Raw genomic sequence first — 20226 nt, 5'->3', positions numbered from 1 at the left:
TAACAACTCATGGATAAAAAAATAATATCTTTTTTTTCTTCGACACGGTTAATGGCGGTTCTTTTTATAGTTTATGCTGTAGCATTAGCTCTAGGAACCTTCATCGAAGATCGTTATAACACAACTACTGCCCGTATTTTAATATATAATACTAAATGGTTCGAGTTTATTATGTTTGTTTTCTTGATTAATTTTATAGGAAATATTAAGAAATACAGACTACTGAGCAAGGAGAAGTGGGCGACATTAATGCTACATGCGGCTTTTATTTTGATTTTATTAGGAGCTTTCATTACTCGTTATATTAGTTTCGAGGGAATGATGCCTATTAGAGAAGGGGAGACGGCAGATAGTATTTTTTCTGATAAAACTTTCCTTACTGTTATGACAGATGGTGAGTATGAAGGGGAACAACGTAGACGTACGTATGAGAGACCAATACTATTCTCTCCTGTAACGAATAACCACTTTAAAGTAAAAGAAGACTTTAATGGTATCGGTTACGAGATAGAGTATAAAGATTTTATCATGGGAGCTACTGAGGCAATAGCAGAAGATCCTAATGGAAAAATGTTCTTAAAATTAGTAGAGTCTGGTGATGGTGATCGTCATGAACATTTCTTAGAAGAAGGAAAAGTAGTGAGTATCCATAATGTATTGTTCTCATTGAATAAACCTACTGATGGAGCAATCAATATCACAAAAGAAGGTGATGAGTTCTTTATAGACACGCCTTTTGGAGGAACGTATATGGTGATGGCAACACAGGCGACAGGTGATGTAATAGCTGGTACAAAAGCTCCTCTGAACTTTAGATCATTATATAATATGGCAGGAACACAGTTCGTTATTCCAGAAATGCCTATTAAAGGAAAGATGGTTCTAGAGTCTGATGGTGACTTTAAGAATAAGAGAAATACTGATGCTTTAGTCCTTACTGTTCGTTCTCAAGGTAAAGAGGAAGAAGTAACGTTAATGGGTAAAGCGGGAAGAATGGGAGAACCTCAGTCATTTAAATTAGGTGACTTAGAGTTTACGATGATGTATGGTAGTAAAGTATATACTACACCATTCCAAATCAAGTTAAATAAATTCATCGCTGAGAAATATCCTGGTACAGAGAGTAGCTATGCTTCATTTGAAAGTCAGGTGACTGTATTAGACGGTGCAGAGAACTTCGATGCACGTATCTATATGAACAATATTTTAGATTATAAAGGTTACCGATTCTTCCAGGCAGAGTTCGATAGAGATGAGAAAGGAACTATCTTATCTGTGAACCATGATTTCTGGGGAACTTGGATTACTTATATAGGGTACTTCTTACTATATGTAGGATTAATAGTAATCTTATTTGATAAGAATACAAGATTTGGAGATTTGAAACGAAAATTAGATAAAGTTAGAGAGAAGAAAGCTTCTATACTTACGATGTTGTTCTTGTTCTTATCAGTAGGAGCATTCGCTCAACATAATCATGAGACCCCTACACGTCCTAACCAGGTAGTGATAGACTCACTGATTAAGAGTACTGCTGTAGATAAAGAACATGCAGCAAGATTCGGAGAATTGGTAATTCAAGACTTTGGTGGTCGTATGAAACCAGTGAATACTTTTGCTTCAGAATTATTGCGTAAGGTATATAAAGGAGAAAACTATAAAGGATTAAATCCTGATCAGGTATTCCTATCGATGACTCAGTTTACGGTAGCTCAACAATTACAAGGAGCACCTAACTACTGGTATTATGCAGAACTGATAAAATTACCTAGAGGGAATGATAAGATATTAGAGGCATTAAAGTTACCTAAAGACGCAAAGTATGCTGCGTTTATTGATTTCTTTGATGAAGATGGTAATTATAGATTGGCAAAAGTAGTAGAAGATGCTAATCACTCCGCAGTTAAAAATCAGTTTGAGAAAGACTATTTAGACTTAGATTCTAAGATGGCATTATTGAATGCTGCATTTACTACACGTAGCCTTACGATATTCCCTATACCTGGTCACGATAATGATAAATGGGTATCTCCATTAGAATTAAACGAGGCTGGTCTTAAAGGAATGGACTCTACATTCACGAAGAGCATATTACCTAGAATGTATGTTCCAGCGTTATTTGAGGCTAAACAATCAGGTGATTATGCAAAGGCAGATGAGTTTTTACAGAGTATTAAAACGTATCAGAATGCTTATGGTAAAACTGTAATTCCTTCTGAGAAAAAGATTCATTTTGAAATCCAATATAATAAGTATGATATATTTAAGACACTATATAGTTACTATATGTTAGTTGCTGTGTTCTTATTTATCTTCATTATATCAGAGGTATTAAAGCCAAGACGTATTAATAAGATGATGATAAAGATCGGTAGCTGGGCTACGGTTTTATTATTTGTTATTCATACTTTAGGGTTAGCAGTTAGATGGTACGTGTCAGGGCACGCTCCATGGAGTGATGCGTATGAGTCAGTTATTTACGTGGCATGGGCGACTACATTATTTGGGTTGATTTTTGGACGTAAGTCTGAGTTAACGATTGCTTCAACAGCATTTGTGGCAGCTATAGTGTTATGGGGAGCACATCTAAACTTTATGGATCCAGCGATTGGTAACTTACAACCAGTATTGAATTCATATTGGCTGATTATTCACGTAGCAGTTATTGTAGGTAGTTATGGTCCATTCACACTAGGTATGATATTAGGAGTCGTGACTTTATTCTTAATGATTCTTACCAATGATAAGAATAAGAAGAAAATGGATCTTAATATTAAAGAGTTAACTTATATTAATGAGATGACATTAACGGTAGGTCTAGTTCTATTAACTATTGGTAACTTCTTAGGAGGTCAATGGGCTAATGAGAGCTGGGGACGTTACTGGGGATGGGATCCAAAAGAGACATGGGCATTAATTAGTATTATGATCTATGCTTTTGTGATCCATGCTAGACTAGTGCCAGCTATGCGAGGTACATGGTTATATAATGTATTCAGTGTAGTAGCGTATTACTCTATTATGATGACTTACTTCGGTGTGAACTTCTACTTAAGTGGATTACACTCTTATGCATCAGGAGATAAAGTGATCACACCTACTGTTGTATGGTGGTCATTAGGATTTGTGATAGTATTAAGTGTATTCTCTTATATTAAATATAAAAAGTACTTGAAGAAATAGTATTCTAAGTAGAATATAATCAAAAAGGGGGCTGTCTTCATAAGACAGCCCCCTTTTTGGTTGATATTATTTAACTTGGTAAGTACCTATTGGTGTTTGATAGTCTTTATAAATGAAATCAACTCTTCCATTACCTGCATCTTTAGGAATTTCAAAGTGTACTTCTGTTGGTGTTATTTTGAAAATATATGCAGGAGTAGGTGTATCAGATTCTCCAGGTTGTAATGCACGAGTTCCTTTTTCAGCATTTGTTTTTTTACTTGGTAATTTTTTAGTAAAATTGATTGTGTATTCTCCAGCTTTACTTTCATCAAAACCTTTTCCTTTTAAAATAGCTGTATCACCAGGTTGTTTATTTGAGAAATCTACATTGTTTAGTTCTTTAGGATATTCTGCAGGTATTGAAGGTTTATTACTATTGTCATCACTAGAACAGCTTACAACGCTCAAAGAGATTGAGGTAATAAGGAATAAAAAAAGTTTTTTCATAAAATTGATTAGTTAATTGTTTAGAATAACTAAAGTACTATCTTTTTATCTTCTAACAAATTATTGTGACTTTTTTATTAGTTCCTTTAGTATCGAATTTAGTCCTTCCGAAGCAGTATTTTTAACAACTGTTAGTTCACAAGGTGTATGTTGAATTAATGCTGGATTAGTATCAATGTAATAGGTATGAGCAATTGGCTTAGCATAAGATATCAAAGAGGCTGCAGGATATACTTGCATAGAGGTTCCTATGATGATGATGATATCTGCTTCTTCTACCAATGGAATAGCTTTCTCTAGTTCGGGTACCATTTCTCCAAACCAAACTATATGTGGTCTTAGAGAATGACCGAGTTCATTAGAGTCATCCGTTAACAGATCTGTTGTCCAAGGGTATATTAGTTTTTCGTCTTGTTCGCTACGCACTTTTAATAGTTCTCCATGTAAATGAATAATTTTATTAGATCCTGCACGCTCGTGAAGATCATCCACATTCTGAGTGATGATACTTACATTGTAGTATTGTTCTAATTGGGCTAAGATATAATGAGCTTTATTCGGTTGGCAGCTTAGTAGTTGGCGTCTTCGATCATTATAAAATTGCAAGACTAATTCTTTGTTTTGTTGCCACCCTTGAGGTGAAGCTACCTGCATAATATCATGTCCTTCCCATAATCCATCAGCATCTCGGAATGTTTTAATACCACTTTCAGCACTCATTCCTGCGCCTGAAAGGACGACTAATTTTTTTTCCATAATATTCTTACCTTTGCAATTGTCTTAAAAATAAATATATAATGAATATTTCAAATAAGCTATTTCAGGACGTTGATTATTTAGAATACTTAGAGACTTTCTTGACTGAAAATAGAGTAGAGCGTTTTAAAGAAGTTTTAAAAGATCGTACAAATCATTTTACTGTTGTAGCTGAAGATGTATACCAATTACATAATACGAGTGCTGTAATGCGTAGTTGTGAGGTTTTTGGTGTACAAGATTTGCATGTTATAGAACAAAAATTTGGAAAGCGTATAGATAAAGAAATAGCCTTAGGTGCTGAGAAGTGGGTAGACATTCATCGTTATGCTTCTATACCTACAGCCATTGAAGATATCAGGAAGAAGGGCTATCAGATTGTGGCAACTACACCTCATGTAGAAGCGAATCATTTAGAAGACTTTGATATTAGTAAGCCTTCAGCTATATTTTTTGGTACAGAAAAAAATGGGCTGTCTCCTGAAATTATAGAACAGGCAGATGCTTATATTAAAATACCGATGGTCGGGTTTACAGAAAGTTTGAATATATCAGTGTCAGCTGCGATTATTATTCAAAATCTAACTACAAGAGTTAGAAACTCAGATGTGGATTGGAGATTAAAAGAAGAAGAAATACTTGCAAAAAGAATTGATTGGGCTAGAAAGTCTATTAAAGATATTGATTTTGTAACTGAACGTTACTTAGAATCTAAGCAATAATGTAAAAACAAAAAACTCCTTCAATTAAAGGAGTTTTTTGTTTTTATATAGGTGTTGGTTTTATTTAAGTACTAGGATTGCTCTTCTTACGTAGTTTCATATTGATGAACTCTACAGCTAAGGAGAATGCAATAGCAAAATATAAATAACCTTTTGGTACAGCTCCTATTTCTTGCCCAGCCAATACAGCATGTGAGATGTGCATACTCTCTGTAGTAAGCATGAATCCAATCAATATTAAGAATGAAAGTGCAAGAATCTGAATAGAAGGGTTCTTATTCACAAAGTTACCTACAGGTATAGCAAATAACATCATCACTCCAACAGAAACAATAACTGCAGCAATCATAATATATAGAGCTCCTTGTAAGCCATTGGTCATACCTACAGCTGTTAGAATACTATCAACAGAGAATATAATATCAATCATTAAGATCTGCATGATAATGTTACCAAATGATTTAGTAGCTATTTTTTTTGCATTAGGGGCTTCATCTATAGGATGATGGTCATGGACATGAGCTACCTTTTCATGTATCTCTTTGGTCGACTTATAGATCAAGAAGATTCCTCCACCTAATAAGATTAATGCTTGTCCATTGAAGTCTGCGCTAAACCAGCTCCAATTGATACTAAATAAAGGTTTTTTCATAGCGATAAGCCATGTAACACCAAATAATAATCCAATACGCATAAACATGGCTAAAAACAGCCCTATTTTTGTTGCTTTTTTGCGTTGTTCTTCAGGTAGTTTACCTGTGACGATTGAGATGAAGATAACATTGTCTATTCCTAATACAATTTCTAAGAATGTCAATGTAATAAATGCTACTATAGCATCTGCAGTTAAAAATACTTCCATAGTATTTAGTTGTGGATTAGATTATAAATCAGCTATTTTTTTTATAGTTCCTCTTTCTCTTCTTGCATCTCCTACATACCCATATTCAAAAGTACATAGATCTCCGTCCGTAGTAATTATCTTAATGCTAACAGGCTTTTTATCAGCCATAGTCTTAGGATTAAGTTTCTCTAAGATAAACTCGCAATCGTTTACCCAACGTATAGCAGCACTATCTGTTTTACCTTCGAATGTTTCTATTTCTAATTCTTCAGTTCTAATGAAAGTAGAAACTTTCTTTTCTCCATTAATTTCAGCAGTAAATTCGAATTTACCTGTTTTAAATTTAGCACAATTTCTTTCTTGATTATAACAAGAGGCTAATAAAAATAAAAAAGGTAAAAAGTAAAGTAGTTTAGTTTTCATGTTTTTAATTTCCAAAAAGTGATTTTATAATAGTTTGTAATCCTTTAAAAAATAATAGCATAGAAGTTAAGCATATTAAACATCCTAAAATAAGTATAGGATAGAAAAAAGGATGAGCTTGATTTTTTAAAGAACTATGGATAACGATAGGGCCTAAAAACATAAGGGGTAAAGTAATCATTAGGTATTTTACACCTTTGCTCAACAGTTTTCGATCAGTTTGTGGTTCTTCCATTATTTAGTTGATTTAAAACTTTCTATTGCTAGGCGGACATTCTGATATTGGTCTAAAAGCCCTTTAGCGATAGTGTAGTCTATATTTAATTCATTTATAATCATTTGTATTCCTCTTTCTTGTAGTTTAGCATTAGTCATTTTCATATCGACCATTTTATTGCCTTTTACTCGGCCAATTTGTATCATACTACTAGTTGAGATCATATTAAGAACGAGTTTCTGAGCAGTACCAGCTTTCATACGAGAGCTACCTGTTACAAATTCTGGTCCTACAATTACTTCTATAGGATAATCAGCTACTTCAGCAAGAGGACTTTGAGGATTACAAGTTATACAACTTGTTGAGATTTTATTTTTTTGGCATTGTTCTAATGCTTTAATAACATAGGGAGTAGTACCAGATGCAGCGATACCAACGACAATATCTTTTGAATTGACATTGTACTGTTGTAAATCTAGCCAACCTTGTAAAGGATTGTCTTCTGCATTTTCTACAGCATGTCTAATGGCGTGATCTCCCCCGGCGATGATTCCAATAACTAAATCAGGTGATACTCCATAAGTAGGAGGGCATTCTGAAGCATCTAAGATTCCTAATCGTCCTGAAGTACCTGCTCCAATATAGAATAGTCTTCCTCCATTGTTTAATTTAGAAACAACTTGTGTTACTGTCATTTCTATTTGAGGAATTGCTTTTTCTACAGCTAAGGGTACAGATATATCTTCTTTATTCATATTAGACAATAATTCTTGGATAGACATCTTGTCTAGGTTATCATAATTAGAAGATTGTTCTGTAATTTTTATAAAACTCACTTTTGAATAGTTTTTTAAAAAGTATGAACACAAAAGTAAGCAAAATAGTTTACTAACCCTTATTTATGTAGCAGAGGAACGATATAATTTTATGCCAAAAAAGCAGATTATTAAGTAGAGAAATTTTCTTTAAAATTATATTTATTCTTTTATTAAGCTAGTTAAGTATTTCTTTACTAAAGAATAAGGAGTTATTTAATGTCATTAGTTCTAAAATGGTAAAATAATACTAGTAAATAATTTTTTGTGTTGTAAGAAATGAATTACTTTTGCAGAGAGTAAACTGCCTTATCGCTACTTTCAGTAATGAAAATAGAGGAAAGTCTGGACACCATAGGGAGGCATAATGGGTAACACCCATCCTTGGCTTGCCAAGAGGACAAGTGCAACAGAAAGTATGTACAGGTAATGCTGTAGTGAAACCAGGTAAACTCTATGCGGTGAAATGTCATGTATATTTAGCGTTTGAGGGTGCCCGCCCGATGCTTTAGGGGTAGGCAGATAGAGCTATCGAGTAATTGATAGCCGGGATAAATGATAAGGGGGTACTTCGGTACTTACAGAATCCGGCTTATAGGTTTACTCTTTATTTTTTGTATCTATTAGATACAAAAAAAAGGACTATTATCTTAGATAATAGTCCTTTTTTTATATGTTAGTATGATATTTATTCATCATCGTCTTCATTATCCTCATCTTCTAATTCGTATTCAAAGAAGGTAAATACAGAACCACCATAGTTTTTTTCAAAAGAGAAATGTTCTAAATGATCCATTTTTGTGAACTTAGAGTGTTCTATAACAACCATACCTTGTTCATCGACAAGTCCTTTCTCAAAAATATCCTTTAGTATTTTCTCAAATTGTTCTTGGGTAAAATCATAAGGAGGATCAGCAAAAACGATATCATAGGAAGCTTGGTGCTTCTCTATAAATTTAAATACGTCAGACTTTAGTGGGATAATATTAAGATCTAGTTCTTTTGCTGTTTTCTTAATAAAGTTAACGCATCCCATATCGCCATCTACACTAACGATAGATTCTGCTCCTCTAGAAGCAAATTCATAACTGATGTTTCCTGTACCTGCGAATAAGTCTAATATGGTTAGTTCACTAAAATTAAAGTGATTATTTAGAATATTAAATAGAGATTCTTTACTCATATCCGTTGTAGGACGGACAGGTAGGTTTTTAGGGGGCGAAATACGTCTTCCTTTTAGTTTTCCTGATATAATTCTCATGAATGGAATAAAATGTAATATTGTTTAGGTACTTGGTGATGTAATAAAAGATCATCACTGATAAAAAAATTATTATCTACTACATTGACTTCTCGAATGTAGGTATATGCTTGTTCATAATAAGAGTCGTCCGTATCTACTCTTCCAATCAAGTAGAGTGGGTTTGACTCAGTATTTAATTCTAATTGTTCATAAGTAAACAAGATGTAATAAATAAAGTCTTGTGCAGTCTGGCATTGAAATGAATTAAAAAAAAGTAATTCTCCATTACTGACTACTACTAATTCAAAATGATCTTTTTGTAAAAAAGCATAAACTTCTTTTTTAGTATTTTTACTTGACTTTTTTAGTAAAATCTCTACTAGTAACGTATTAATGTTGTGGTAAGTAAAGCTTCCAAATTTATCAATTAAATAATTATTGATATTGACATAAGGAATATAAACATTATTAATAGCACTACTTTCTAATTCATCAAAAGCAAAGAAGTCTGTAGAAAACACTTTTGTTGAATACTGTAGATAATACCCCATAGAATCTTCATTGAATAGTTCTCTTGGGATAAATGTATTAAGTGTATTATCATGTAGTACAATTACTTCATCGTATCTTTCTGTTAATTCTGTATGCTTTTGAAAAATTTTATCTAATTGTTCCTCTATAGATTTAGTTTGAGAAATAGCTTCAGATGCAAAGTGAATAATCTCATGTGCTAATTTGTCTTTAATAGCAAAAGAGAATTTATTTAAAGAAACTTGTATTAAAAGTTTATGGTAATTCTTTGACATCGTGAGTTTAAAATATGAATTTCGAATACATGCAAAATTACACTTTTTTATTGCAATCTTCTAGTCGAGGGATAAAAAGCTTAGTATCTTTGGCATACAATAGATAAAAAAGAATATACAACTATGATAGGTCAACAGTTTTATAAACTACTCCGTCAGAAATTTCCTTATGATTTAACTTTAAAGCAAGATATTTTTCTTCAGAAGATTGCTGATTTTGTTACAAATAACACACAAGATGAATTGTTTGTATTAAAAGGATATGCGGGTACTGGTAAAACTACATTGTTATCTACAGTAGTTAATGAGTTGAGAAGTGTTAACAAGTTCTCTGTAATGCTTGCTCCTACAGGACGTGCAGCTAAGGTGATTAGTAATTATTCTAATCGTTCTGCCTTTACTATTCATAAAAATATCTACTATCCTAAGCCTAGTAAGGCAGGAGGTACTTTTCAATATACTATGCGACATAATAGAAATCGAAATACGATATTTATTGTAGATGAGGCGTCTATGATAGGAGATGCTAGTGCAGGAGATACCTCTATGTATCCACATGGATCATTGTTAGACGATTTAGTTTATTATGTGTATTCAGGTTTTAATTGTAAGTTGATTTTAATAGGGGATACAGCTCAGTTACCTCCAGTAGGAATGAATATTAGTCCAGCATTAGATATAGACCAGCTTCGATTTAATTATGATATGGATATTCAACATATAGAATTAGATGAAGTAATGCGACAAGAAGTTGATTCAGGAATTCTATATAATGCAACAGAATTGCGTTTAGCTATTGGATCTTATTTTGCAGATACTTTTCAGTTTCAATTACAAGGGTTTAAAGATATTATTCGCCTAATAGATGGTTATGATATTCAGGATGCTATTTATTCATCATATTCAAACAGTGGGCCAGAAGAGACTACTTTCATTGTGCGTTCTAATAAACGTGCGAATGCATATAATCAGCAGATCAGAGCTCGTATTCTAGATAAGGATAGCGAGATATCAGCAGGTGACTTATTGATGGTTGTGAAGAATAATTACTTTTGGCTTAAAGACTCTACTGTAACTGATTTTATAGCAAATGGTGATATTATTGAAGTTTTACAAATCTATAGAACAATAGAGTTGTATGGGTTTAGATTTGCTTCTGTACGAATTAGAATGATTGATTACCCTGATATGGCTCCTTTTGATACTATGATATTTTTAGATACTCTGACTAGTGAGTCACCTGCTCTTACTTATGATCAGATGAACAAACTGTATAATGAAGTGTTGTTAGATTATGAAGATGAGATAACAAAGTACCGAAAAATGCAGAAATTAAAAGAGAATGAATATTTTAATGCTTTGCAGGTTAAGTTTGCATATGCCATTACGTGTCATAAGTCACAAGGTGGTCAGTGGGAGACGGTATTTATTGAACAACCTTATTTGCCTGATGGAATAACAGAAGATTACGTAAAATGGTTATATACAGCAATGACTCGTGCCAAAGATAAATTATACTTAATAGGTTTTCAAGATGAATATTTTCTTCAAGACTGATAGATAAAATAGTTTAGCATTACCTAATTATTATTAATAACAAGATAGTATATTTGAATACTAAAAAAGATTAGAATGAAAGTTATAGCAGTAATACCAGCTCGATATGCATCTACCCGTTTTCCTGCAAAGTTAATGAAAGATTTAGCAGGGAAAACTATTATTCGTCGTACTTATGAAGCAACATTAGCAACAGGGCTTTTTGATGATGTATTTGTAGCTACAGACTCAGAGTTGATTTACAATGAAATTATTCATCATGGAGGAAGAGCTGTGATGAGTGTTAAAGAACACGAGAGTGGGAGTGACCGTATAGCAGAAGCTGTAAAAGATATAGAGGCCGATATTGTTATTAATGTACAAGGAGATGAGCCTTTTGTTAGTAAAGAGAATTTAGAAAAGCTAATTGATATATTTCAGAGAGATGAGGCTAAGCAAGTAGATTTAGCTTCTTTAATGACTCCAATTAATGAATGGGCTACAATAGAGAATCCTAATAATGTAAAAGTAGTTGTGGATGATACCAATACAGCACTATACTTTTCTCGTTCTGTAATTCCTTACCCTAGAGATAAGGAAGTGAAAGTACAGTATTATCAACATATAGGGGTATATGCTTTTAGAAAAGAAGCTTTGCTTGAGTTTACAACTTTGCCAATGAAGTTTTTAGAAGCTTCTGAGAAGTTAGAGCAACTAAGATACTTAGAGTATGGTAAGCGTATTAAAATGGCTATTACAAAGCATTTAGGGATAGGAATAGATACACCAGAAGATTTAGAAAGAGCTAAACAGATAATAGCAGATAATCCAGAATTAAGATAAAAAAAGAGGCTTTAAATTTTATTTTAAAGCCTCTTTTTTTATATAGTAGAATTGGTTATTTCCTCTTTGTTTTCTGTTTCAGTATTTACTTCATGAGTATTGTTACTGTTTGTATTATTTTGATAAACAGGAGTAGGGATTGGAACTTCTTTTTTCTCAATAGGTACTTTGATTATAGTCTCCCATTCTGCTGCTAATCTAGAGTCAATAACAGACTTCTTAAGCAGTAAGATAATAGGTTCATCAGGTAGAATGTTTAATTCTTTATCACTAATCTCTGTTCTTGTCTTACGCATTGCCTCTGGTAAGAATGTGTAATAACCGATTAGTGTTGATTCAAAATAACTCTGTTTATCAAGTTTATCTATTTTATACTTTTCTTCTTCGTATAAGTATATATTCCCTTTAATAGGTAAGGCAAATCGATAAGTAAGCGTGTTTTGTGCTTTCGAATTGTTCAATATCAAATAGGGATCTCCTGCTATTTCTATTTGGTTAGTAGAACAAAAATCAGATAAGTCCTTATTTAAGGCTAATAAGTCTTCATTTAATGTTCCTATAGAAGAAGAAGCTTCTAGGTATAGGTATTCGATACTAGGAGTTGACTTGACTGCATCTAGTTTTACTTCATATTCTTTATACTGTTTAATAAAGTAAACAATAAAAGCATCTATGTTTTTGTTAAGACTATTAGTAGCTACTTGGTTAGGTGATCCTTTAAAAAAAGAAGTAAACTTTGTTTGCAGGTCTAAAGTCCCATTAAAAGTAAAAGTAATTTGTGTTTTATTTTGTTGACCTTTTAATCTCCAAATAATATTTGAAATCTTATTGTCATTTAAAATATCTTGAGATAAGCTATCGTATGGATGGCTATATTCTGCTCTTATATGATAAGATCCTAAATTTTCTAACTCTATTTGGTAAGTTCCATTATTAGACTTTTGGGAAGTCATCCAATCAGTCCAATTGTCTAAATCATTGATATAATTATAGACTATTTCTTTAGGAGCATCCACAGTGAATGTTCTCTCTACTTTATATTCGGGACTTTGAGTAAGTATGAATACAAAAAGAGAAACTAATGCTAATAGTAGTAAAAGAGAGAAATACTTTAGAATTTTCATAACAATTTAGAGCTATATGAATTACTTCAAAAAGTTTTTTAAAATAAATAAAGAACCTATAAATGATAAAAAGGCAACTAAGACCCATAGTCTATTTTTGTAATAGATACGGTGTAGTTTTATATCTTTTCTATACATGATAATCATTACTATGGTAAAAGCAATAATGAAAAATATAGCAAACTTAAGTTGTCCAGGTGTAAACATAATTATTTTTTAGCAAAAATAGTCAAAAGAGTTAGATTGTAGATAAAAAAAACGGCAGAATTACTGCCGTTTTTTAATATGATAAAAGAAACTTTAGATTAGATTTTTTCTGTCCATCCAAAAGTATCTTCAATATTCTTTTGTTGAATTCCTTGAAGAGCTGTTTTTAATTGAATTGCAAAAGAGTTCTCATCACTCACTTCTGGTAATCCATAGTAATTATCTTGGAAAGCAAATCCTTCGATTTGTCCTACTGTAACTGCAGTTCCTGCTCCGAAGATTTCTTTTAATTCACCTTTAGCATGTGCATCTAGTAAATCTTGAACTACGATAGATTTTACTTCTACATTAATTCCTTTGCTCTTAGCGATGTCAAGCAAACTTTTTCTAGTCACACCATCTAAGATTCTCTCACTAGTAGGAGCTGTGATTAAAGTATCTCCAATTCTGAAGAATACGTTCATAGTACCTGCTTCTTCTAGTTTAGTATGAGTAGCATCATCAGTCCAGATTACTTGTTGGTATCCTGCTTCTTGAGCTAATTTAGTTGGGTAGAATTGTCCAGCATAGTTACCAGAACATTTAGTATAACCAACACCACCATTAGCAGCACGGCTATAGTGCTCAGCGATTTGAACTTTTACTTTTCCTGAGTAGTATGTACGTGCAGGCGAACAAATGATACAGAACATAAACTCGCTAGAAGGTCCAGCTACTACACCTTCATGAGTTCCGATCATAAAAGGACGAATGTATAAAGCATTTCCTTGTCCTTGTTTAACCCAATCTCTATCAAGGTTGATTAGTGCTTTTAATCCATCTACGAATCTTTCTTCGTCGATATGTGGCATAGCCATACGTTCTGCAGATTTGTTGAAACGAGCCCAGTTTTCACGTGGACGGAATAACCATACATCTTCATTTACATCTTTGTATGCTTTCATTCCTTCAAAGATAGCTTGTCCATAGTGGAACACATTTGTTGAAGGTGCAAAAGACATTGGTCCATAAGGTTTGATTTCTACTTGTCCCCATTTACCATCTTTGTAGTGGCATACTAGCATGTGGTCAGTAAATACAGAACCAAACTTCAGGTTTTCGAAGTCAACTGATGCTATTTTTGATTTTTCTACTTTCTCAATAGAAAAAAGGTTGTTTGTTTCTAAACTCATTTCTTATAATGTTTTTTTAATTGTCTGTTTACTTATGCTTGCAATGTATTAAAAAAGCAACACATTACAAAATTATCAAAAAAAGTACTCAAAAATAGTTTCTTGTTGAACTTTATCTAAAATGCCGTGATAAATATTGTTTAATCGAAATTATTTACTGAAATTATAATAATCCATGAAAGATGTTTATATAAACTAAATCTTTTTGATTTATTTTTTTGACTTAATTTTGGTCTACCGAATACTTAATTTTTTTATCATGATAAGAATAATTGCTTCTTTAAGCATAATGGCTTTCATTTTGACTGGTTGTAAAAATGAAAATAAGGATAATTCTACTATAGTAGATGTACAGAAGACATACGAATATTTTGGAGATAGTGTAGTAATGGGAGATGTTCTTTCTAAAGAAGCTATGCTTAAGAGATACCAAGAATTAAAAGAAGGAGATACTATAAAAGTACAATTTGAAACAACTATTAATGATGTATGTCAAAAGAAAGGTTGTTGGATGAATGTAGAGTTGCCAGGTGAGAAAAAAGGATTTGTTCGTTTTACAGATTACGGATTCTTTGCGCCTATGAATGCCGCTGGACATGAAGTTATAGTAGATGGTAGAGCGTTTATATCTGTAGTATCTGTAGATGAATTAAAACACTATGCTAAAGATGCAGGTAAGTCTGACGAAGAAATAGCAGCTATTACAGAACCTAAGGTTACTTACGCTTTTACAGCAGATGGTATCGCAATTAATAAAGATAAGTAATAGAAGGTGAGAAATAAATCAATATTGTGTCTTGCTCTATTAGTGTTTTCAGTTTTGTTGTCTTGTAAAAAAGAAACTAAACAAATAGAAGACAATAAAGAATCTGTGGTGAAAGATACAACTGCTTTTAAGATGTATAATATGGCTCCGATGGCATCTCTTATGGAAGAGATGTATGCTCAAGGAGCATTTTTAAAGGCAGAAATAGAGCAAGGAAAGAAAGAATTGGGAACTTTACCTGATAAACATAGAGATATTCTTACTGCTAAGATGACAGATCCTAGTGATAGAGATATGTTTTTTACTGAGCAGGCAGAGCAGTATTTAAAGCTAGAACAGATTCTCTATCAAGATAATGAAGATGATAAAGTACAACAGTTTAATGATATGATAAACTCATGTTTAACATGTCATCAAAAGAAGTGTGGTGGGCCTATTCCTAGGATTAAAAAATTATTGATACAGTGAAAAGAAAAATAGTGACAACTTCAGATGGCTCTACATCTATTGAAATTGAAGAATGGGGAGAAACATATCATTCAATTCATGGAGCTATTCAGGAGGCAAGACATGTCTATATAGAAAGAGGTTTTGATAAGATAGAGAAAACTACTGTGAAAGTATTAGAAATGGGGTTTGGTACAGGACTAAATGCTTTTTTAACACTAGTAGAGGCTAGAAGAAATGGTAAAATAGTAGAGTATCACAGTATTGAAGCTTTTCCTGTAACAGAACAAGAAAGCGTAGCATTAGATTTTAGTGCTTTATATGACAGAGATGGAGATGATATCTTGTTTAAACAGATGCATCAGTGTACTTGGGATGTATCACATGAGGTTACAGCAGAGTTTACGTTGCATAAGATCCATAGTACCTTTGAAGAAGCAGTAGTCAATCAGTCTTATTTTGATGTTATTTATTTTGATGTTTTTGGATATCAGTTTCAACCAGATTTATGGTCTGTAGAAATATTCCAGAAGGTTTATGACGCATTAGGTGATACAGGCGTTATAGCTACTTATGCATGCAGAGGACCAATTAAAAGAGCAATGAAAGCAGTTGGTTTTGTGATAGAGAAGGTACCTGGGCCTCCTGGTAAAAGGGAGATGTTAGTCGGGTATAAAGGATAATCTACTTCCATAAAATGACAAAGAAGGAAAATATACTGTCAATTAGATATTTATTTAATCATGAATAATATTAGTTATTTATTCGATTTTAGATTAACACTAATGTACTTTTTTAGGTTTTTTGTGGTTATTTTTTTGTTATTCTAGTATTAATTTTATGTAATTAAATGTCTTTTAAGGTTAAGTTTTGTGTTATGTTTTTTGTTTTAACAGAAAGTGTGTAAGTTTGTTCATAGAAAAAGAAAAAATAATAGTTATGAACAAACGTATGATGTTAGAGTACACTACCCTTGTACTTAAGAATGTCAGTTTTGATTCGGCCTTGTTTTCTAAAGAATTAGAAAAAGCAATGCATGCATTATTACCTTATGATTTAGAACAACTAATGATTTGGGTTAATGAATTTTTAAAAGAACAACCTAATCTTAGAGCTGAATTAGCTTTATTAGACAGTGAAATAATAGAAGAGCTTGCCTATGCATAGGGCAAGCTTTTTTTGTTTATACTAGAATTAAGTACGTAAAAACGACTCATTGAGTTTTAAATTTATATTTTTACCAAACTAGAAAATTATAAAGAATGAAAAAAATAGTTTTATTAGCCATAATGTCTTTAGGGGTATTAATTTCTTGTAAGGATAAAAATATAGAGCAAGGAGAAAATAGTACTGTTGAGCATAATGATGTGCCTGAAGTAACCGAAATAGATGCTTCTGAAGAGGTGAAGGTATTATATGTAGCTTCTAAGCTGGATGAGTGTGCGGGTATTGCCCCTAAAAAATGTATGATGGTCAAGGAAGAAGAGGATGCACCTTGGGAGTTAATGTATCAAGAGATAGAGGGGTTTAATTATGAAGAAGGATATGAGTATAAAATAGAAGTGAAGAGAATAGATATAGCTAATCCTCCTGCTGATGCAACATCTTTCAGATATGTTTTAGTGACTGAAATCTCAAAAGAAAAAAAAGCATAGGGATATGGAGGATATTGTGTTAATGGATGATCGCGTCATTCTTAAACCACTAGAAGCATATAATTATAATGATTTAGTAGGATTTGCAATTAAAGAGCCTGAAATATGGAAATATGCAACTGTGGGAGTTGAAGGAGCTGATGGAATGAAGAACTATATTAGTCAGGCAATAGAAGATAGGAATAAGGGTAAAGCGTATCCTTTCATTGTTTTTGATAAAAGGACAGAAGAGTATGTTGGCTCTACGCGATTTTATAATATTGATCACAAGAACAAGACGCTATTAATAGGGTATACTTGGTATAGTAAGCTTACTCAAGGAACTGGAGTAAACAAGCATTGTAAGTATATGATGTTTAAATATGCTTTTGAAGTTATGGGGATGGAAAGAGTAGAGTTTAGAGTAGACAATACGAATGAGAGAAGTAAAGTAGCTGTTCAGAGTGTAGGTTGTACGTTAGAAGGAGTATTGAGAAGTGAAATCATTATCCACAGTGGTAGACGTAGAGATACTGCTATATTTAGTATGCTTAAAGACGAATGGTTTAGTCATGCTAAAGAGGCTCTAGAAGCAAAATTATAAGAACAAAAAAGACGATTTAACCAAATCGTCTTTTTTGTTATATTTTATCAATAACCTTGCGGCGTTCTGCCCCAGTAGTTTTAAAATGAGTAGGAGTTAGACCTGTTACTTTTTTAAACTGTTTGCTTAAGTGAGCTACACTACTATAATTTAATTGATAGGTTATCTCTTTTAGGCTTAATTCGTCATATACTAACAGTTCTTTTACCTTTTCTATTTTTAATTGAATAAAGTATTGCTCTATAGTAGTAGATTCTAGTTGCGAAAATAATAGGCTTAGAGCGTGGTAATCCATTTGCATTTTATCCGCTATATAAGCAGATAGTGGTATTTGTAGATTAGCATTGTGTTTTTGTACTAATTCTATTAATACTGTTTTGACTTTGTCTACTGTTTTACTTTTTTGATTGTCTAGGAGTTCAAAACCAATCTTTTGTAATTTAACTTCAATCTCTTTTAGCTGTGAAGAGTTCAAGTCTTCTTGTATTTCTATTTCTCCTAGTTCTATTTTAGTAGGGGTGTATTTTGCTTCTGTCAGTAGATTATCTACTGCCATTTTACACCTTTCACACACCATGTTTTTTATATATAGTTTCATCTGAAATATCCTTTTAGAAACTCAAAGATACTAAATCACATTTGAACATAAATATACAGAGACAATATAGTTTGACAGTAAAAGTGTTATTTTATGCTTTTAGTATTTAGTTGATTTTATAGTAAATAATCATTGTTTTGTTATTTTTTTGATATAATTAGTATTACTCAAAGTGAGAATCAATATGTTTCTTCACACTTAGATAATTCGGTGGTATAGTAGTGTATAGCTCAGTTTTCAATAGTTGTATTTGTTACCTTTACTCATGATGATTAACTATAAGTAGCAATATGAAAATTTTTAATACAGCACAAATGCAAGCATTGGATAAAGAGACAGTATCCAATCAATATATATCTTCATTTAAGTTAATGGAGAGAGCAACGACTAAAGTCTTTGAGAAGTTGCAAACTAGATATAAATTATATCAAACATCATTTGTTATTTTTTGTGGAACGGGAAATAATGGAGGTGATGGATTAACCTTAGCTAGATTATTAAAAGAAGGAGGAGCTATGGTGAAGGTATTCTTGGTGCAAACTAAGAAATATAGTCCTGATAATGCTCAGAATCAAGACCTATTAGAAGATAGAGATATCAATGTAGAGAAGTTTAATACGAAGAGTAAATTAAAAGTAAAGAAAGACGATGTTATCGTAGATGCTTTATTTGGTATAGGATTACATAGCCCTTTAGATGAAGAGTGGCGTCCTATCTTTGACTTTCTAAATGAAACTCCATGTCTAGAGAGAGTTTCTATAGATATGCCTTCAGGATTATTAGCAGATGTGGCAACACCAAAAGAAGCTATTGTTTTTAAGGCTGATGTAGTTTATACATTCCAATTACCAAAAACAGCATTATTGTTATCTGATGCTAAAGAATATGTGAAAGAACTAGAAATATTAGATATAGGGCTAGATCTAGACTATATAGAGAGTACTAAGTCAGATGCTTATTTCGTAGAACAGGACAAAGTGAAAAACTTAGTGAAATCAGGAACTAAGTTTAGTAATAAGGATGACTTTGGTAGAGTAATGTTAATTGGTGGAAGTAAAGGAAAAATAGGAGCTGTGACTTTAGCAAGTAAGGCTGCTATGCATACAGGAAGTGGAATCGTGACGGCTTATGTACCGAGTTGCGGATATACTATCGTACAGATAGGAATACCTGAAGTCATGTGTGATACATGTACTAGTGAAGACTATATAAAAGTATTTCCATCTGTAGAACATTATGATGCAGTAGGAGTAGGGTGTGGTATAGGATTACATAAAGATACAGCTACTGCATTAATCAGTTTTTTAAAAGAGAATAAGGATAGGAAATTAGTAATAGATGCAGATGCTCTTAATATTATTAGTGAACAGAAGTGTTTAGATAAAGTTCCAGCAGAAAGTATCTTAACCCCACACGAAAAAGAACTGAAAAGACTTATCGGTGAGTGGGATAATGACTTTGATAAGATTGATAAAGTAAAACAGTTGGCTAAAAAGCACAATGTCATCTTTGTATTAAAAGGAGCACATACGATAACAATAGCACCAGACGAAACGATCTACTTTAACTCATCAGGTAACTGGGGAATGGCTACTGCTGGAGTAGGAGATACCTTGACAGGTATGATTACCTCTTTACTTGGGCAGGGTTACACTAGTAAAGAAGCCGCTATAGTAGGAGTCTATTTACATGGATTAGCAGGTGATTTAGCTATTGAGAATATTCATCCACATAGTCTAGTTGCTTCGGATGTAAGTAACCATATTAGTGCTGCTTATAATCAAATTGCATTATAAA

The 20226-nt window shown here is 32.5% G+C and carries 23 protein-coding genes and 1 other RNA gene; 12 read left to right on the top strand and 12 right to left on the bottom strand.

Annotated features, from left to right (window positions below; translation table 11 throughout):
• Positions 1 to 9: 9 nt before the first annotated feature.
• Entirely contained in the window at positions 10 to 3183 is a 3174-nt protein-coding gene (ccsA, locus tag E0Z07_RS17385; protein WP_131541051.1) for a cytochrome c biogenesis protein CcsA, read from the top strand.
• Positions 3184 to 3249: 66 nt separating this feature from the next.
• On the opposite strand, the gene E0Z07_RS17380 is transcribed toward ccsA, so the two are convergent.
• Positions 3250 to 3672: a hypothetical protein gene (locus E0Z07_RS17380; protein WP_131541050.1), complete on the bottom strand. Its 423-nt coding sequence runs from the start codon at positions 3670 to 3672 to the stop codon at positions 3250 to 3252.
• Between the two features lie 60 nt (positions 3673 to 3732).
• Positions 3733 to 4428, bottom strand: a complete 696-nt coding sequence (locus E0Z07_RS17375; RefSeq protein WP_131541049.1) for an SIR2 family NAD-dependent protein deacylase — start codon at positions 4426 to 4428, stop codon at positions 3733 to 3735.
• Positions 4429 to 4469: 41 nt separating this feature from the next.
• On the opposite strand from E0Z07_RS17375, the gene E0Z07_RS17370 reads away from it, so the two are divergent.
• A complete protein-coding gene (locus E0Z07_RS17370) occupies positions 4470 to 5150 on the top strand; it encodes a TrmH family RNA methyltransferase (RefSeq protein ID WP_006261716.1) in 681 nt (226 codons plus the stop codon).
• Between the two features lie 64 nt (positions 5151 to 5214).
• Here the strand turns inward: E0Z07_RS17370 and E0Z07_RS17365 are convergent, their stop codons facing one another.
• Genes E0Z07_RS17365 through murQ form a run of 4 tightly spaced genes read right to left on the bottom strand, consistent with a single transcriptional unit; the run spans position 5215 to position 7470 of the window.
• A complete protein-coding gene (locus tag E0Z07_RS17365) occupies positions 5215 to 6012 on the bottom strand; it encodes a TerC family protein (protein WP_041893114.1) in 798 nt (265 codons plus the stop codon).
• A 21-nt stretch (positions 6013 to 6033) separates the two neighbouring features.
• Positions 6034 to 6417: a hypothetical protein gene (locus E0Z07_RS17360; RefSeq protein WP_041893113.1), complete on the bottom strand. Its 384-nt coding sequence runs from the start codon at positions 6415 to 6417 to the stop codon at positions 6034 to 6036.
• Positions 6418 to 6421: 4 nt separating this feature from the next.
• Complete coding sequence (locus E0Z07_RS17355) at positions 6422 to 6652, bottom strand: DUF6095 family protein (RefSeq protein ID WP_006258491.1); 231 nt, start codon at positions 6650 to 6652, stop codon at positions 6422 to 6424.
• Positions 6652 to 7470 (bottom strand): N-acetylmuramic acid 6-phosphate etherase, encoded by an 819-nt coding sequence (gene murQ, locus E0Z07_RS17350; protein WP_131541048.1) that lies wholly within the window; start codon positions 7468 to 7470, stop codon positions 6652 to 6654. The genes E0Z07_RS17355 and murQ overlap by 1 nt, the downstream gene beginning before the upstream one ends.
• 275 nt (positions 7471 to 7745) lie before the next feature.
• On the opposite strand from murQ, the gene rnpB reads away from it, so the two are divergent.
• Positions 7746 to 8060, top strand: an RNA gene (rnpB, locus tag E0Z07_RS17345) — RNase P RNA component class A.
• 77 nt (positions 8061 to 8137) lie between these two features.
• Here rnpB and E0Z07_RS17340 read toward each other — a convergent pair.
• Together E0Z07_RS17340 and E0Z07_RS17335 are read right to left on the bottom strand one after the other, a co-directional pair.
• Positions 8138 to 8710, bottom strand: a complete 573-nt coding sequence (locus tag E0Z07_RS17340; RefSeq protein WP_025125806.1) for an RsmD family RNA methyltransferase — start codon at positions 8708 to 8710, stop codon at positions 8138 to 8140.
• The gene (locus tag E0Z07_RS17335) at positions 8707 to 9498 is read right to left on the bottom strand and encodes a DUF3822 family protein (RefSeq protein ID WP_131541047.1); all 792 of its coding nucleotides are present in this window, start codon (positions 9496 to 9498) and stop codon (positions 8707 to 8709) included. The genes E0Z07_RS17340 and E0Z07_RS17335 overlap by 4 nt, the downstream gene beginning before the upstream one ends.
• A gap of 123 nt (positions 9499 to 9621) precedes the next feature.
• Between E0Z07_RS17335 and E0Z07_RS17330 the strand changes: the two genes are divergently transcribed.
• Both E0Z07_RS17330 and kdsB read left to right on the top strand, forming a co-directional pair.
• The gene (locus tag E0Z07_RS17330; RefSeq protein ID WP_131541046.1) at positions 9622 to 11055 is read left to right on the top strand and encodes an ATP-dependent DNA helicase; all 1434 of its coding nucleotides are present in this window, start codon (positions 9622 to 9624) and stop codon (positions 11053 to 11055) included.
• Between the two features lie 75 nt (positions 11056 to 11130).
• The gene (gene kdsB, locus E0Z07_RS17325) at positions 11131 to 11877 is read left to right on the top strand and encodes a 3-deoxy-manno-octulosonate cytidylyltransferase (RefSeq protein WP_131541045.1); all 747 of its coding nucleotides are present in this window, start codon (positions 11131 to 11133) and stop codon (positions 11875 to 11877) included.
• A gap of 38 nt (positions 11878 to 11915) precedes the next feature.
• On the opposite strand, the gene E0Z07_RS17320 is transcribed toward kdsB, so the two are convergent.
• The 3 genes from E0Z07_RS17320 to E0Z07_RS17310 all read right to left on the bottom strand — a co-directional run bounded on the left by E0Z07_RS17320 (position 11916) and on the right by E0Z07_RS17310 (position 14380).
• Positions 11916 to 13001, bottom strand: a complete 1086-nt coding sequence (locus E0Z07_RS17320) for an SRPBCC family protein (RefSeq protein ID WP_006258485.1) — start codon at positions 12999 to 13001, stop codon at positions 11916 to 11918.
• A 21-nt stretch (positions 13002 to 13022) separates the two neighbouring features.
• Positions 13023 to 13208, bottom strand: a complete 186-nt coding sequence (locus tag E0Z07_RS18370) for a hypothetical protein (protein WP_006258484.1) — start codon at positions 13206 to 13208, stop codon at positions 13023 to 13025.
• Positions 13209 to 13306: 98 nt separating this feature from the next.
• On the bottom strand, positions 13307 to 14380 hold the full coding sequence (locus tag E0Z07_RS17310; RefSeq protein WP_006258483.1) for a branched-chain amino acid aminotransferase: 1074 nt from the start codon (positions 14378 to 14380) through the stop codon (positions 13307 to 13309).
• 289 nt (positions 14381 to 14669) lie between these two features.
• Between E0Z07_RS17310 and E0Z07_RS17305 the strand changes: the two genes are divergently transcribed.
• The 6 genes from E0Z07_RS17305 (at position 14670) to E0Z07_RS17280 (ending at position 17831) form a co-directional block, all read left to right on the top strand.
• Positions 14670 to 15146, top strand: coding sequence for a DUF4920 domain-containing protein (locus E0Z07_RS17305; protein ID WP_006258482.1), 477 nt, complete (start codon positions 14670 to 14672; stop codon positions 15144 to 15146).
• Positions 15147 to 15152: 6 nt separating this feature from the next.
• The gene (locus tag E0Z07_RS17300) at positions 15153 to 15614 is read left to right on the top strand and encodes a hypothetical protein (protein WP_230486169.1); all 462 of its coding nucleotides are present in this window, start codon (positions 15153 to 15155) and stop codon (positions 15612 to 15614) included.
• Entirely contained in the window at positions 15611 to 16276 is a 666-nt protein-coding gene (mnmD, locus tag E0Z07_RS17295; protein ID WP_006258479.1) for a tRNA (5-methylaminomethyl-2-thiouridine)(34)-methyltransferase MnmD, read from the top strand. The genes E0Z07_RS17300 and mnmD overlap by 4 nt, the downstream gene beginning before the upstream one ends.
• A 256-nt stretch (positions 16277 to 16532) precedes the next feature.
• Complete coding sequence (locus tag E0Z07_RS17290) at positions 16533 to 16760, top strand: hypothetical protein (protein WP_006258477.1); 228 nt, start codon at positions 16533 to 16535, stop codon at positions 16758 to 16760.
• Between the two features lie 95 nt (positions 16761 to 16855).
• Entirely contained in the window at positions 16856 to 17248 is a 393-nt protein-coding gene (locus E0Z07_RS17285) for a DUF4377 domain-containing protein (protein ID WP_006258475.1), read from the top strand.
• Between the two features lie 4 nt (positions 17249 to 17252).
• Positions 17253 to 17831, top strand: coding sequence for a GNAT family N-acetyltransferase (locus E0Z07_RS17280; RefSeq protein ID WP_058699703.1), 579 nt, complete (start codon positions 17253 to 17255; stop codon positions 17829 to 17831).
• A gap of 37 nt (positions 17832 to 17868) precedes the next feature.
• On the opposite strand, the gene E0Z07_RS17275 is transcribed toward E0Z07_RS17280, so the two are convergent.
• Complete coding sequence (locus E0Z07_RS17275; protein ID WP_006258473.1) at positions 17869 to 18429, bottom strand: helix-turn-helix domain-containing protein; 561 nt, start codon at positions 18427 to 18429, stop codon at positions 17869 to 17871.
• Between the two features lie 290 nt (positions 18430 to 18719).
• Here E0Z07_RS17275 and E0Z07_RS17270 point away from each other — a divergent pair, with 290 nt between their 5' ends.
• Positions 18720 to 20225, top strand: a complete 1506-nt coding sequence (locus E0Z07_RS17270) for a bifunctional ADP-dependent NAD(P)H-hydrate dehydratase/NAD(P)H-hydrate epimerase (RefSeq protein WP_058699704.1) — start codon at positions 18720 to 18722, stop codon at positions 20223 to 20225.
• Position 20226 lies beyond the last annotated feature (1 nt).

The sequence above is a fragment of the Myroides odoratimimus genome, assembly GCF_004337635.1.
Classification (GTDB): Bacteria; Bacteroidota; Bacteroidia; order Flavobacteriales; family Flavobacteriaceae; genus Flavobacterium; species Flavobacterium odoratimimum.
The sequence above is the reverse complement of the archived record's forward strand: the minus strand, read 5'-3'. Positions and strand labels throughout refer to the sequence as shown.

Excerpts from the sequence above, each read along its gene's own strand:
- ccsA (WP_131541051.1), top strand. The coding sequence starts at position 10 with ATGGATAAAAAAATAATATCTTTTTTTTCTTCGACACGGTTAATGGCG.
- E0Z07_RS17380 (WP_131541050.1), bottom strand. The coding sequence starts at position 3,672 with ATGAAAAAACTTTTTTTATTCCTTATTACCTCAATCTCTTTGAGCGTT.
- E0Z07_RS17375 (WP_131541049.1), bottom strand. The coding sequence starts at position 4,428 with ATGGAAAAAAAATTAGTCGTCCTTTCAGGCGCAGGAATGAGTGCTGAA.
- E0Z07_RS17370 (WP_006261716.1), top strand. The coding sequence starts at position 4,470 with ATGAATATTTCAAATAAGCTATTTCAGGACGTTGATTATTTAGAATAC.
- E0Z07_RS17365 (WP_041893114.1), bottom strand. The coding sequence starts at position 6,012 with ATGGAAGTATTTTTAACTGCAGATGCTATAGTAGCATTTATTACATTG.
- E0Z07_RS17360 (WP_041893113.1), bottom strand. The coding sequence starts at position 6,417 with ATGAAAACTAAACTACTTTACTTTTTACCTTTTTTATTTTTATTAGCC.
- E0Z07_RS17355 (WP_006258491.1), bottom strand. The coding sequence starts at position 6,652 with ATGGAAGAACCACAAACTGATCGAAAACTGTTGAGCAAAGGTGTAAAA.
- E0Z07_RS17340 (WP_025125806.1), bottom strand. The coding sequence starts at position 8,710 with ATGAGAATTATATCAGGAAAACTAAAAGGAAGACGTATTTCGCCCCCT.
- E0Z07_RS17335 (WP_131541047.1), bottom strand. The coding sequence starts at position 9,498 with ATGTCAAAGAATTACCATAAACTTTTAATACAAGTTTCTTTAAATAAA.
- E0Z07_RS17330 (WP_131541046.1), top strand. The coding sequence starts at position 9,622 with ATGATAGGTCAACAGTTTTATAAACTACTCCGTCAGAAATTTCCTTAT.
- kdsB (WP_131541045.1), top strand. The coding sequence starts at position 11,131 with ATGAAAGTTATAGCAGTAATACCAGCTCGATATGCATCTACCCGTTTT.
- E0Z07_RS17320 (WP_006258485.1), bottom strand. The coding sequence starts at position 13,001 with ATGAAAATTCTAAAGTATTTCTCTCTTTTACTACTATTAGCATTAGTT.
- E0Z07_RS18370 (WP_006258484.1), bottom strand. The coding sequence starts at position 13,208 with ATGTTTACACCTGGACAACTTAAGTTTGCTATATTTTTCATTATTGCT.
- E0Z07_RS17310 (WP_006258483.1), bottom strand. The coding sequence starts at position 14,380 with ATGAGTTTAGAAACAAACAACCTTTTTTCTATTGAGAAAGTAGAAAAA.
- E0Z07_RS17305 (WP_006258482.1), top strand. The coding sequence starts at position 14,670 with ATGGCTTTCATTTTGACTGGTTGTAAAAATGAAAATAAGGATAATTCT.
- E0Z07_RS17290 (WP_006258477.1), top strand. The coding sequence starts at position 16,533 with ATGAACAAACGTATGATGTTAGAGTACACTACCCTTGTACTTAAGAAT.
- E0Z07_RS17285 (WP_006258475.1), top strand. The coding sequence starts at position 16,856 with ATGAAAAAAATAGTTTTATTAGCCATAATGTCTTTAGGGGTATTAATT.
- E0Z07_RS17280 (WP_058699703.1), top strand. The coding sequence starts at position 17,253 with ATGGAGGATATTGTGTTAATGGATGATCGCGTCATTCTTAAACCACTA.
- E0Z07_RS17275 (WP_006258473.1), bottom strand. The coding sequence starts at position 18,429 with ATGAAACTATATATAAAAAACATGGTGTGTGAAAGGTGTAAAATGGCA.
- E0Z07_RS17270 (WP_058699704.1), top strand. The coding sequence starts at position 18,720 with ATGAAAATTTTTAATACAGCACAAATGCAAGCATTGGATAAAGAGACA.